Origin of the sequence: Chromobacterium vaccinii (genome assembly GCF_001855275.1) — a bacterium.
In the GTDB taxonomy this organism is placed as follows: domain Bacteria; phylum Pseudomonadota; class Gammaproteobacteria; order Burkholderiales; family Chromobacteriaceae; genus Chromobacterium; species Chromobacterium vaccinii.
Genome location: NZ_CP017707.1, coordinates 2,607,686 through 2,619,785, shown reverse-complemented (window position 1 = coordinate 2,619,785; position 12,100 = coordinate 2,607,686). Strand labels below are relative to the sequence as shown.

Sequence of the window (12,100 nt, the reverse complement as noted above, 5' to 3'; positions counted from 1 at the left end):
TGAATTATTTACCAACCATATTATTGCGAATCTGATTTTTTACTACCGCAGGTAAATCACATTTCGCGCATGTAAATTTTTCTGAATATTTGAATTTTTTTAAGTACGCCGGGCGAATTCTGGTTATGCTCCGATGGTCGCGTTCTTTTAAAGTAGAGCATATATTTTAATTTTCGAAATTGAAGTAATTGCTCTTTATTATGTTTCGTTTTTATGCTTTTTATTAGTCGGAAGCGCTTTTAATTAATTCCGCCAAGCATTTTTGTTCCACTTTGTTTTTTATGTCGGCGCAAGAGTTTAATGGGATTTTTGCTCTAATGGCGGCGAAGCGCTCTGCGCGCGGTACTTGCTGTTTAAGCAGCCATGGCCAATGGCATGGGAGACAGGCGCATTTTGGCCGCGGCGGTGCGCCGGGGGACGAGCCACGCCATCCGTTGCAGGGCGAAGACGTGGCGTGACTGTCATAAAGAACAGTTTGTTCTGGTGTTGATGGTTCTATCATGAACGAATTGCGCAAAGGGGATGTCCGCGCGGCCGGTTCTGGGCGCGCGATGTGCCGCGGCGATGCGGACGGCGGCTCCGCCGTTTTCACGCCACCGCCGCGGAAGTTCCGTGTTCCCTAACGGGAGGCATCATGAAGACCACCACCATCCAGTCGATCAAGCCGGCGCAGAGCGCGCCGCTGGTTCTGCCGGCCGCGCAGCTGCGCAGCAATGCCCAGACGCTGTTCGCCCAGCTGGACAAGGATCCGGCGGCGCGCGCCGAATTCATCCACAACCCTGTCGGCGTGCTGACGGCTAAGGTCAGCCAGCGCCAGCTGCCGGCCCAGCAGGTGTCCGACGTCAACCGTCTGCTGTTTTCCATGCTGGCCAACGATGGCTTCCGCCAGTGGATGGACGACTATCCCGCCAGTCCGGCGGGCAAGCCGGTCAGCGAGGAGCAGTTCAGCAAGGACTTCGCCGCCGCGGTGCTGAAGCACGCCGACGCCGACCTGATCCGGGCGATGTTCAAACTGGCCAGCGACGGCTTCGGTCTGCCGGGTTTCGGCAATTCCGCCGAACAGCTGCTGATCGGCCCGGAAAAGAGCGTGGCCACGCCGCCGGCGACGCCGTCCACCTCGGACCAAACCTTGCGCTCCAGCCAGAACTTCAACGGTTTCGCTTCCGGCTTGCCCTTCGGTTTCGGCGGCGTGGCCGACGCGGCGCTGCTGCGCACGGTGATCAGCCAGTTGGTGGACCAGGCCAAGCAGATGCAGGCCGCCGGCCAGCTCAAGGTCTGAACTCGGGCCGCTGCGCGCGTTCTCCGCGCGCCGCGGCGGGAGATCGCGAATGAACCTGCCTGTTCCCGGCCTGTTCCGCGGGCCTAAGACCTTGTCCATCATGCCGACTTACGCCTGCCCGGCCGCTTGCGAGCACTGCGCGTCGATGAGCCATCCCAAGGCGCGAGAGAACCTGACGCTGCAGGCGATGCTGTCGGCGATAGACCAGGCCAGGGCGCTGGGCTTCTACAACGTGGTGTTCACCGGCGGCGAGGCGACGCTGCGCTGGCGCGATCTGCTGACCGCGATCCGTCACGCCAGCGGACTGGGCTTTCCGGTGCGGCTGGTCAGCAATGCTCACTGGGCGGTCAGCGCCAACAGCGCCGATCGTCGGCTGGACGCGCTGCTGGAGGCCGGGCTGACCGAGATCAATTACAGCACCGGCGACGAGCACGCGCGCTTCGTGCCGCTGGAGCGGGTGGTGGAAGGCTGCCTGGCGGCGGTGCGGCGCCGGCTCAAGGCCTGGGTGATGGTGGAGCTGCGCGCCGCGCGCGCGGTGACCGCCGCCTCGGTCACCGGCCATCCGCGCATCGCCGCGCTGGGGCCGGAGGATAGGGCGCTGATCGAAATCGTCGAAAGCCCGTGGATGCCGCTGGACCCGGGCCTGGTGGAGGACTATCCGCCCGGGGTGGCCGCCGACAACCACAATCTCAAGTCATTCCGCGTCTGCTCCAATGTGCTGCAGACCTACACCATCCAGGCCGACGGCCGGGTGGGAGCCTGCTGCGGCATCGGCATGCGGCAGATCCCGGAGCTCAGCGTGGCCACTGTCGACCAGCCGGATTTCCTGTCCCGCGCGGTAGAGGCGGCGGAAGGGGATTTTCTCAAGCTGTGGCTGCATTACCTGGGGCCGGAGCGAGTGCTGGCCTGGGCCGCCGCGCGCGACCCAAGCATCCGCTGGGAAGGCATGTACGCCCACCATTGTCAGGCCTGCGCCCGCATTTACCGCGACGAGGCGGTGCGCCGGCTGGTGCGCGAGCACTACGAGGAAATGATCGCCGAAGTGCTGCAGGCCGCCTGGCTGGACGAGCACCACGTGCCCGGCGAATCGCGCGGGATGGCAGAGAGGCGGCGGGCCTGCGCGCAGGCCTAGCTGGATGGGATCAGGTTTCGGGCGTGCTCAGTCCCACTGCAGCGCGCCTTTTTTCCATTCGTAGACAAAGCCTATGGTGAGGATGCCGAGGAACACCGCCATCGCGCCCAGGCCGAACAAGCCCAGTTCATCCTTGAGCGTCACTGCCCACGGGATCATGAACGCCACTTCCAGATCGAACAGGATGAACAGGATGGCCACCAGGTAGTAGCGGACGTCGAAGCGCATCCGCGCGTCCTCGAACGCCTCGAAGCCGCACTCGTACGGCGACAGCTTTTCCGGGTCCGGCCGGTTGGGGCCGAGCAGCTTGCCCAGCAGCAGCGGCAATACGCCGACCAGAAGGCCGACCAGGATGAACAGCAGGATGGGGAAGTAGTTCTGCAGCATGTGGCGGTTTTCCTGCGCAAGATGGCGAAACAGGAATAGACCGCCACAGGCCGCCGAGTGCCGCGGCAAACGGTAAAAGTTTGGTAAAAGCCGCAGGGCATGGCCCGGCCCGTCATAACAAAGGCCATCCCGCGGGATGGCCTGAGTTGATGTTGTCGCGCAGAGCGCTGGCAATCTGGCGTCGCTGCCGCCTGTCGTCTCGCAGTGTGACCGTTGCCGGAGTCCTTGCCGGAATAGCGGTCTGGTGGGTGCTGCGGATGGCGGTGTGGCGCGGCGCAACCAATCAGTGTGCTGGATCGGAAGGTTCGCCTGAGTTTGCCGCTATGCATCGCTCCATGGTGAGATGATCGGGACTTCTTGTGCTTTATATCGGTCTTTTATAGCCATCCTAAAGAGCTGTTTTTCTTATTTTTTGTTACGGCTGGTACGTTTCTTGTCTGGGCCGCTGGCCCTTGTCCAGCTGGCCATGCTGCCATGCCGCCATTCTTCCGGTTTCCCATCGTCGCTGTTACGGTTATGTCGTTGTCAAAATGCGAATGGGAACGAATGTGAAATCGATACTGGCTTTGGCCTGCCTGTCGCTGGCGCTGTTGCCGCTGGGCGCGCGGGCGGAGGCGCCGCTGGGCGCGGCGCAGCAAAAGACGAATTACCAGGCGACGCGCGCCTATTATCAGCAGCTGCTGGCCGACAAGGCTCGGGGGGCCGAACTGGGCATGCTGATGAACATGCTGCCCAAGGGCGGCGATCTGCATCACCATTACACCGGCGCGCTGTACGCCGAAACCTATCTCGATTGGGTGGATAAGCAGAAGTACTGTGTCTACCAGGCCACGCTGAGAATAGAAACCAAGCCGGAACAGGCGCAGCCAGGCGCGCCCTGCCTGAGCGGCAGCCAGATCAAGGACGACAACGCCTTGTACCGCAAACTGCTGACGTTGTGGTCGGACAAGGATTTCGACAACCACAGCCATGACCAGCCGCCGCCGGACAAGCAGTTTTTCGATACCTTCGGCTATTTCGGCGGCGTTTCCGGCTATTCGCCGCGCGAAGGCCTGCAGCTGCTGAAAACCCGGGCCAAAGCGGAAAACCTGCAATATCTGGAAACCATGCTGCGCGGCGCGCCGTCCGGCAACAGCGCGCTGGTCGCCAATCTGGACAGCCTGGCGCCGGACGCCGCTCCGGCCGCCATCGAGCAGGCGCTGGGCAAGGCCGCATCGGCGCTGGCGGCGGACGCCTCCACCGCCGAGCAAGTGCAGCGCTACCGGCAGGATCTGGCGGGCTTCGCCCAGGGCATGGATGACGACGACTTCACGCTGCGCTTCCAGACCTATGTCTCGCGCAACAACAAGCCGTCGGCCACCTTCGCCGGCCTGTACGCCGGCTTCGCCGCCGCGCACGACAATCCGCTGGTGGTGGGCCTGAACATCGTCGGCCCGGAAAACGGCATCGTGGCGATGCGCGATTACGCGCTGCACATGCGCATGATCCACTTCCTCAAGCAGCGCTTTCCCGACGTGAAGCTGGCGCTGCACGCCGGCGAACTGGTGTTGGGCATGGTGCCGCCGGAAGGCCTGCGCGACCACATCCGGCTGGCGGTGGAACTGGCCGGCGCGCAGCGGATAGGCCACGGCATAGATGTCGGCCACGAAAGCCGGCCGGACAGCCTGCTGAACGAGATGCGCCGCCGCGACGTGGCGGTGGAAATCAACCTCACCAGCAACCAGTTCATCCTGGGCGTGCAGGGCGCCGCGCATCCCATCCTGCTGTACCGCAAGTACGGCGTGCCGTTCGTGATCTCTACCGACGACGAAGGCGTGTCGCGCAGCGACATCAGCAATGAATACCTGCTGTACGTCAACCGCTACCAACCCTCGTACGACGAGTTGAAGCGCACCGTCTACAACAGCATCCGCTATTCCTTCCTCAGCCCGGCGGACAAGGCGCGGCAGCAACAGCGGCTGGAGCAGCGTTTCGCCCAATTCGAAGCGCGGGCGGCCGCCTTGCGCAAGATGGGGCGCTGACTCGGCGCGGAAACAAGGGGCGGCGTGATGGAAATCAGCGCGGCGGCAGCCGGCTGATTTCCATCACGCCGCCCATCTCGCTGTAATGGAAAAAGTCCGACACATTGTCTTTCAGCCAGGAAATGCCGGAGCGAACGCGCTTGGGCACCTGGCAAAACAGATCGTCGCCATTGCCGGCGCACTGCGCGGCCGCGCTGCTCGCCGCCGGCCATCCCATCCTTTGCCAGAAAGCAGCCCGCTCCGCGGCCGATAAATTGTGCAGCAATACGGGCGTGCTTCCGTCATTGCCGCTCAACGCGAGTCCATCGCCAACCATGCGCAGGTTCCAGACCGGTTCGCCGGCTTGCGCTGTGTATTCGTGGCCGTATGCCCCGGCCGGAAAGTCCTGGGCCTGGGCGAAGCCGCAGCACAGCAGCAGGAGGGTGGCGATGAGCGGTTTCATGGGCGGCGTCGCTTGGGTTGAAACGGCGGATTATGACGATAAACAGGCCTATGGGCCATTGGCGGCGGGGCGGCAGGCGTGTCGTAAATGTAGAGCGTAGGGTGCGATACCCGGCCAGAAACCAGTCGATGCCGCGCCTTGCCGCCGGGCATTGCACCGGCCGACGCATCGAAGAGTCCAAAACAGCCAGCCGTAGTGAAGCAGCTGGCTGTTGGCATTTATGGAGCAGGGCTTACAGCACGCGGGTGAGCAGGGTGAGGGACTGGTTCATCCGTTTATCCAGCGGCTCCAGCAATTCCTTGATGCGGCTGGACGGCAGGCGCACGTCGTCGCCCAGGCAAGCCAACAGATCGATCACGGATTGCAAACCCAACTGGCCATGGGCCAAGTGGCAGATGGATTCCACCACCGCCTGCTCGATGTCCTGGCACAAATGCGCGACGCGCGCGGCCGGCTCTCTGACTTTGGACTGGTCCTTATTGGCCAACTGCTCCTGCAAGGCGGCAAAGGCTTCATGCAGCCGGGTCATGGCCAATAGGCTGGGTGGATGCGTGGGGGTTTGGTTATTCAGGGAGAACGCGAGGCGCGACGAACTGCGGGTGATGCTAGGCATGGCAAAACCCTCCTTAGGTTGTTTCGCCTGCCGCTCGTCGCCAAACGAGGGTGGCAGGCGCATGGCAGGGTTGGCGAACCGGACCTAAGGAACCGGCATACCCGGAGGTATCCCCACCAAGGCCCGCCATGGATTGCGCGTAGCAATGGTGTGTGTGGACAAGCCGCAGTCAAAGCTGCGTCAGTCCGCCTTAGGTAACAGGTCGCCAAACCTGATGCCGCTATTGAACGGCACGGATGGGATTATCCGGGTGGATGGCTTGTCAGGCAAGCAAATGGGGTCGGGGTGGGGCTAGGTTTTGGAGCGGTACGTGGAATCCGCTGCGCGGATGATGATTTGGATTGCCGGGGCTGCCCGGCGGCAGGGAGGGGATATTTGCGTGGCCAAATATCCCCTCCACCCCTAAAGGCCACCCTGCAAGCCTGGCCTGCGGCTCCCCGCCGGGGCCCGTCAGTCCCGAGGCGCGGCTGAACTCGCCCCGCGCTACCGTCGCGGGGCTCAAACAAGCAGCCGCTTAAAACCTCGGGCCTGCCACCCGTCGGCAGGCTTGAAGGGATTGGGGCGCGTCGCAAACGTGTTTGCTCGTTGTGAACAATGAGCACCGCCAGGGCATTCGTTGAAGGCTGTTTAATCGGTTGCTGAACCGAACCGACTTACCCTTGCCCCATCAGCGCAACCCGACTCCAAAGTCCTTTCCAAGGTTTTAAGCCGCCGCCTGTTTGAGCGGGGCGACGTTAGCGCCCCGCGAGTTCGGCGGCGCCTTGGAAAGGGCTTTGGAGGCGGGGTTTCGCAGCGCTGTTGGGTCGCCTTTTCTTTCGTCCATTTCTTTTGGCGAAGCAAAAGAAATGGACCCGTCAAGCCGGGCGGAACCGGCATCTAAATAGTTGTCCGCGAAGCGGACGCAAGGCTGCCACTGTGCGGCAAACGTTGGGCTTCGCGTAGGGGGCTGCATGTGTTTGCTGTTGGTATCGACAGCGATGGCACGCTTGATGCCAACATAGATACCAACACTTCGCACAGATGGGGCTGCGGGATGTAGCTGGAAACGGACAACAAAAAACCGCAGGGCCTGCGCCGTGCGGTTGTTTTGCGTTGCATGATGTCTTGTGGTGCCAGAGTCTCTATCGAAAAGCCATCTTAAATCATTGTTGTTATTGTATTTTTTGTGATGTGGAAAATGTGTCTATACGCAGAAATATACACACTCTGAAATGGCAGCTTTCGATCCTAAGCGGTCATTAACCTCGTATCGAAGCCAACCAATCTTTAAAAAATTCTTTTTGAAGTGTCACAGGGGATGGAATGACATCAGCTCCTTCTTCGAAGATGCGTATCAGATTTTCTCTGGTTGCTGGCTTTCCCATTTCCACCTTGTATGCAACTTTCCCTTTTCCCATGTCACGAGCCATAGCGGATGGGTACACGTTAAAACTGGCACCGTAACAAAACGGAATCAGCCCTTCATTCTCTAATTCCAATCGAATCGTACAAAGAGCTTCGAAGTAGTCGTGAGCCTCTGATGAAATAGTCTTTCCTCTGTACTCACATACAAGGCGACACAGCCCATTTGCCTCGTCCTCTATGAAGTTCGCAGTTTCATCATCTGCACCGCCAATCAAGAATATTTGATGTTGCGTCATAAAATTCCGGGTCTGTCGAGAGAGCAACGATACGCTCAAGCATTAATAGAGAAATTCAGCTTCTGGCCGCTAGCTGCCATCATTACCTTCACTTAACACGCTTGTCTTCGACCCAGTGGGGGAATGTACATGCCAATGAGAGCAAAGTTTTATATAAAGAACTCTTCTTGGGGAAAGTCTAAATCCAGTGGCCCAAAGACAAAAGTAACCTTTGCACCTCTCATGAATGGAAGTAGTTCAAGATCACCTTGAATGCTGTCATAGAGGGTTTGTGCGCTATGACAGGAAAAGACCGCCTCGGCATCTCCACCGTCAATTGCCATGTCATCTCCCAAATACTCTCCAATCCCGTTTTTCTCAAGAATTGGGCGTAATTTATTAATAAAATCGCTATAAGGAATAATGTCTCGGATACTGTGCGTAAAATATATAATAACGTGTTCCATCGAATGCCCCCAACTCCTGACCTTATATTGTGCGGCTGCTTTTGGCCGTTAGCTATCGATTGTAAACCGCGTCTTCCCCATCGCCCAGCCAGGCACACACACCTAAAATCCCCCCGAAACCGTGGATTGGACCCTAAGTCATTGTCCTGTAATAGATTTTCATCCACGGCTTGTCCACGCCCTCTCCCCCCGATTCCGTGGGTGCTCGAGAAACCTCAATAAAATCAATGCCATGAAGGGAAGAGCGAATCCACCATTTCCACCACATCGGTCGGCAAACCCGTGGATTAATTTTTAAGCAGCTCTCCGAAACCGTGGATGGCCCCTTGCTTCCTTTTTCACTGCTTTTCTTCTCTATCTCTTTGTTTTTTATAAAAGAAGAAGAGAAGAAGAGGGGCGAAGCCGTAAAATAGCGATGTGGAAGAATCGGGGTAAACCGTGGAAGTGGGAGGCGAAACCGTGGATTTCTGAGGGCAAACCGTGGATGGGTTGTTCTCAACAATCAACGACTTAGCTGTGATGAAGGGGCCAATCCACGGAATTTTTTCACATCCTCCCATACCCAATGGCGCGGAAACCGGGGATTGCCGGCCGTTCTCGCTGCCTGGTGCGTGACATTGTCATATTTCATGTGGGGAAGGGTTTGCTGTTGCGCAGTTTGAGCGGGGCAAAGCGTGACAGCCCACACAAGGCGGGCTGTCGAAGGGGCGCGGCGGGCGGATTTGGGTTTAGGGCTGGACGTCCGGCGCGGCGTAGAGGCCCAGCTTTTCCAGCTGCGCCAGGCTGATGGCGGTCAGGTGGCCCTGGCGGCGGCCGTGGATGGTCTTCTCGACGCCATCGGCCAGCACCACCGGGCTTTGCAGCAGCTGGTTCTTGAAGATGCGGCCGGTCTTCACCGGCAGCGCGTCGAACTTGGCGCGCAGATGCGGCGCGGTGGATAGGTGGTCCATCACATGGTTCGGCCGGATGAACAGCGCCATCTCGGTGTGGCCGTCGGCATGCTTCATCCGGTCCCAGCAGTGCGGGTAGTCGTAGCGCCTGGCTTCCAGCTCGGACAGCAGGATTTCCATGATCCATACCCAGGGCAGGCGGCTGCCGTCGGTATCGACGATGTGGCTGTTCATCTCCGCCAGCAGGTCTTCGATGAAGCCGCCTTGCTGCGGGTCGAGGTCGGCGAACTCGCACAGCAAGGCCCAGCTGCACAGCAGGGCGGCGTAGTTCTCCATCATCCGCCGCGCGGTGGCGTCGCCGGCCGGGGCTCGACTGTGCCGCTCGCACACGCCCAGGTAATGACTGTGCAGATCGCGCAGCCGGGCCGGCTCGACGTCGGCCAGGAACTGCAGCCAGGGCCACAGCGGGAACACCGGCAGATCATGCGGAATGATCGCCCCTTGCCGTTCCTTCGACAGGCTGCTGCGGCACAGTTTGGATTGCAGGCTTTGCGCGTCCACCTCTTCGCCGGCCAACAGCACCGGCGCGCACATCAGGTAAGGCGTCAGGCTGGCGCCGACGCGGGTGAACTCAAAGCGGTAAGTTGATTGCAGCAGCGCGTCGATGTCGGACAGCACCGTCTTCGGCAGCTTGGAGAATTCATCCCAGCCCACCGGCTGCGAGGTGAAGGACACCGAGGCGCGGCGGCGGTGGTCGGTTTTCAGCATCTGGCCGGACAGCACCTGAAACGCCAGGGTGGTCTGCAGGCTCTCCAGCAGTTTGGACTTGCCCGATCCCTTCTCGGCCTGCATCTGGAAATGCGGATAGAAGCCCAGCAGGTTTTTCAGATGGGTGCCCAAGCCCCAGACCAACACGATGGCGGCCGCATTGTCGCGGAAGGTGTCCTGATACGCCTGAATCACCGTGCGCGCCTGCTGCTGCGTGCCGCGCGGGAAGGTCAGGTTGTAATAGAGGCATTGCTTCTGCGGCTCGACGAAATAGCAGTCTTGCCCCTCCTGCGCCGCCAGCGCGCCGGCCTTCCACGACAGGCCGACGAAGTTGACCACATCGCGCGCGCCCAGGTCGGCCGCCCGCTCCATCAGATTGACCAGGCGCTGGAACTGCGCCGGCTTCCAGATCGCGCCGAAACGGCCCTTCCACCATTCCAGGTTGTACAGTTTGTCGTCGGTGGCCACCTCTCGATGCAACACCGTGCCATGGCGCGCCAGCTGGGCGCTGATGCCGAACACCGTTTCCGGCTGATGGTCAGCCGCGCCGCTGATGGTGGCCAGATGGCTCTGAATGCGCAGCCGCGACAGGCTGGCCACGCGGAAGGAACACAGATCGCCCAAGGTTTCCGAGCGCTTGCCGTCGTCGTCGGTCTTGAACTCGTCCACATATTGAGTGAAGTCCTCCTTCACCCGGAAACGCCAATACACCGCGAAGTCATGGCCCGGCAGCTGCACCCGCCGCGTGCCTTCCAGTCGCTCGCCGCCGCCGGGCATGCCGGGCACTAGCCACGGCTCCAGCTTGCGCAAACGCGCGGTCAGCTCGTCCTTGCCATGGCGCTGCAGCACATCGTTGATGTCCTCGCCTTCGTCCCATTCCTGCATGTCCACCAGCAGATGGCCGATATCGGCGGCAATCAGCTTCTCCGACAAGCGCCAGGCGGCGGCCAGGCCCGGCCGCAAGCCGGTGGCCGGGCTGACCGGGTCGCTATGGTCCAGCGCCACCAGCACCCGCTTGCCGCGCAGGGTGGTCCAGTCGATGCTGTCCACGTTGCCGACGCCGCGCAGCGCCAGCGCCGCCACATCGGACGACGCGCAGCACTCCACCGACAAGGCATTGATCGGACTTTCCACGATCACCACCATCCGCGCCCGCTTCAGCCTCGCCGGATCGCTGCACCAGCCGTGGCCCTCGCGCTCGCCCTGGCATTGCGCTTTGACGCCGCCGTTCAAGGCCGGATCGGCATAGCGCAGATCCACCGCCGCCAGTCGGCCGCCGCTGCGCACCAGAAAGGCGACGGCCGGGCCGCCGTGGCCGACTTCGCCGGCCGCCACCTTGGCGCTGTGCCAATCGTTCCAGCCCAGCGTCTTGCACTGGATGGCGCGGCGGATCACTGCCTCGTCTATGCCCCGCCCCGTCAGGTAAGCCACAGCCGCATCCGCCTGGGCCAAGCAGCGCTCGGCGATGTAGTCGAGGGTGGACTTGCGCGCCGGCGCGGCCCTTTCCTTCATCGCCGGTTTCGGTTGCGGCAGGCCGTACCAGTCGCCCAGTAGCCGCGCCGCCGCCAGCGGCGTGTCCAGCTCCGGCCGGCAGAAGCGCAGCAGATCGATGCAGCTGCCGCCGGCGTCGCCGCTCCAGTCCTTTCAGCCGCGGCCGTCGGCGAAGATCGACAGCGAGGCGCTGCTGTCCGGGTGGTGCGGGCTGTGATAGTTGCCCTTGCCCTGGCGTTGCAAGCCCAGCCGCGCCGCCAGGTCGTGCAAGTCGATGCTGTCCTTCAGTTGGTCGAACCACTGGCCAAGTGCGGTTTGCGAACCGCCAGACAAGCCGGTGGCGTCTCGCCCGGCGCGCGGGAGAGGGTTTCTAGCATTCATGGGGGGTCCTTAGAGGATTTGGCCGATTTCGGAGCAGGCGTGGACCACCTGCTGTTGCAGCGGAGCCAGCAGGCCGGCGACGCGATGGGCCGGCAACGGCTGGTCCTCGGCATGGCGCAGCAGATCGAGCAGCCCTTGCAGCGTCTCGCTGGTGCCGGACAGACGGCAGACGCCGCCGGACACCACGTCCTCCACCGTTTCGCACAGGCCGGCCAGTTGGGCCACCGGCTCGCGCAACGCGGCGTGTTCCGGCTGGGTGGTGAGCTGCTGCAGAAGGGTCAGTTCGCGTTGGATGGCGGCCAGCGCCAGCGGGGCAATCAGCGGCAGGGCGTTCATGCGAGCACCTCCACGGCGAAGCCGGAGGCGGTGCGATGAATCAGGGCGCGTTGACCCTGGGCGACCAGCAAAGCGGCGAGCGCGCGAGCTTGGGCCTCGTTGGGCAGCGTGGAAACGGGACGGGTGACTTGCGGGAATAGGGCGCGGAAAGCGTGCAGGATGATGCCAGGCATGTGAAGCCTCCTTCTTGAGCGTGAAGCCCGGCCCCGCTGTCAAACGGGGGTGGCGGGCGCATGGCAGGGTTGACAGACCGGCAAGAAGGTACCGGCAGCCC

The 12,100-nt window shown here is 61.5% G+C and carries 12 protein-coding genes; 3 read left to right on the top strand and 9 right to left on the bottom strand.

All coding sequences use genetic code 11. The features are described 5' to 3' along the window. The first annotated feature begins 634 nt into the window (after positions 1 to 634). Together BKX93_RS12180 and BKX93_RS12175 are read left to right on the top strand one after the other, a co-directional pair. The gene (locus BKX93_RS12180; protein ID WP_046158548.1) at positions 635 to 1,279 is read left to right on the top strand and encodes a hypothetical protein; all 645 of its coding nucleotides are present in this window, start codon (positions 635 to 637) and stop codon (positions 1,277 to 1,279) included. A gap of 49 nt (positions 1,280 to 1,328) precedes the next feature. After that, positions 1,329 to 2,411: a radical SAM protein gene (locus BKX93_RS12175; protein ID WP_046158547.1), complete on the top strand. Its 1,083-nt coding sequence runs from the start codon at positions 1,329 to 1,331 to the stop codon at positions 2,409 to 2,411. Positions 2,412 to 2,438: 27 nt separating this feature from the next. On the opposite strand, the gene ndhC is transcribed toward BKX93_RS12175, so the two are convergent. Then, positions 2,439 to 2,798: an NADH-quinone oxidoreductase subunit A gene (ndhC, locus tag BKX93_RS12170; RefSeq protein ID WP_070980004.1), complete on the bottom strand. Its 360-nt coding sequence runs from the start codon at positions 2,796 to 2,798 to the stop codon at positions 2,439 to 2,441. Positions 2,799 to 3,346: 548 nt separating this feature from the next. Between ndhC and BKX93_RS12165 the strand changes: the two genes are divergently transcribed. After that, a complete protein-coding gene (locus BKX93_RS12165) occupies positions 3,347 to 4,819 on the top strand; it encodes an adenosine deaminase family protein (RefSeq protein ID WP_222103256.1) in 1,473 nt (490 codons plus the stop codon). 34 nt (positions 4,820 to 4,853) lie between these two features. On the opposite strand, the gene BKX93_RS12160 is transcribed toward BKX93_RS12165, so the two are convergent. The 8 genes from BKX93_RS12160 to BKX93_RS25140 all read right to left on the bottom strand — a co-directional run bounded on the left by BKX93_RS12160 (position 4,854) and on the right by BKX93_RS25140 (position 11,999). Continuing rightward, complete coding sequence (locus BKX93_RS12160) at positions 4,854 to 5,261, bottom strand: hypothetical protein (RefSeq protein WP_070980001.1); 408 nt, start codon at positions 5,259 to 5,261, stop codon at positions 4,854 to 4,856. Between the two features lie 232 nt (positions 5,262 to 5,493). Then, positions 5,494 to 5,874 carry a DUF1484 domain-containing protein gene (locus BKX93_RS12155; protein ID WP_083340532.1) on the bottom strand — a complete coding sequence of 127 codons (381 nt, stop codon included), beginning with the start codon at positions 5,872 to 5,874 and terminating at the stop codon, positions 5,494 to 5,496. A gap of 1,238 nt (positions 5,875 to 7,112) precedes the next feature. Then, positions 7,113 to 7,514: a hypothetical protein gene (locus BKX93_RS23730; RefSeq protein WP_083340531.1), complete on the bottom strand. Its 402-nt coding sequence runs from the start codon at positions 7,512 to 7,514 to the stop codon at positions 7,113 to 7,115. Positions 7,515 to 7,663: 149 nt separating this feature from the next. Then, the gene (locus tag BKX93_RS12150; protein WP_070979997.1) at positions 7,664 to 7,960 is read right to left on the bottom strand and encodes a hypothetical protein; all 297 of its coding nucleotides are present in this window, start codon (positions 7,958 to 7,960) and stop codon (positions 7,664 to 7,666) included. Between the two features lie 728 nt (positions 7,961 to 8,688). Then, entirely contained in the window at positions 8,689 to 11,130 is a 2,442-nt protein-coding gene (locus BKX93_RS12145; protein ID WP_244887176.1) for a toprim domain-containing protein, read from the bottom strand. Between the two features lie 132 nt (positions 11,131 to 11,262). Continuing rightward, positions 11,263 to 11,490 (bottom strand): hypothetical protein, encoded by a 228-nt coding sequence (locus BKX93_RS25685; RefSeq protein WP_244887175.1) that lies wholly within the window; start codon positions 11,488 to 11,490, stop codon positions 11,263 to 11,265. Between the two features lie 9 nt (positions 11,491 to 11,499). After that, the gene (locus tag BKX93_RS12140; protein ID WP_070979995.1) at positions 11,500 to 11,826 is read right to left on the bottom strand and encodes a DUF1484 family protein; all 327 of its coding nucleotides are present in this window, start codon (positions 11,824 to 11,826) and stop codon (positions 11,500 to 11,502) included. Then, positions 11,823 to 11,999: a hypothetical protein gene (locus BKX93_RS25140; protein WP_186009414.1), complete on the bottom strand. Its 177-nt coding sequence runs from the start codon at positions 11,997 to 11,999 to the stop codon at positions 11,823 to 11,825. The genes BKX93_RS12140 and BKX93_RS25140 overlap by 4 nt, the downstream gene beginning before the upstream one ends. Between the last annotated feature and the right edge of the window lie 101 nt (positions 12,000 to 12,100).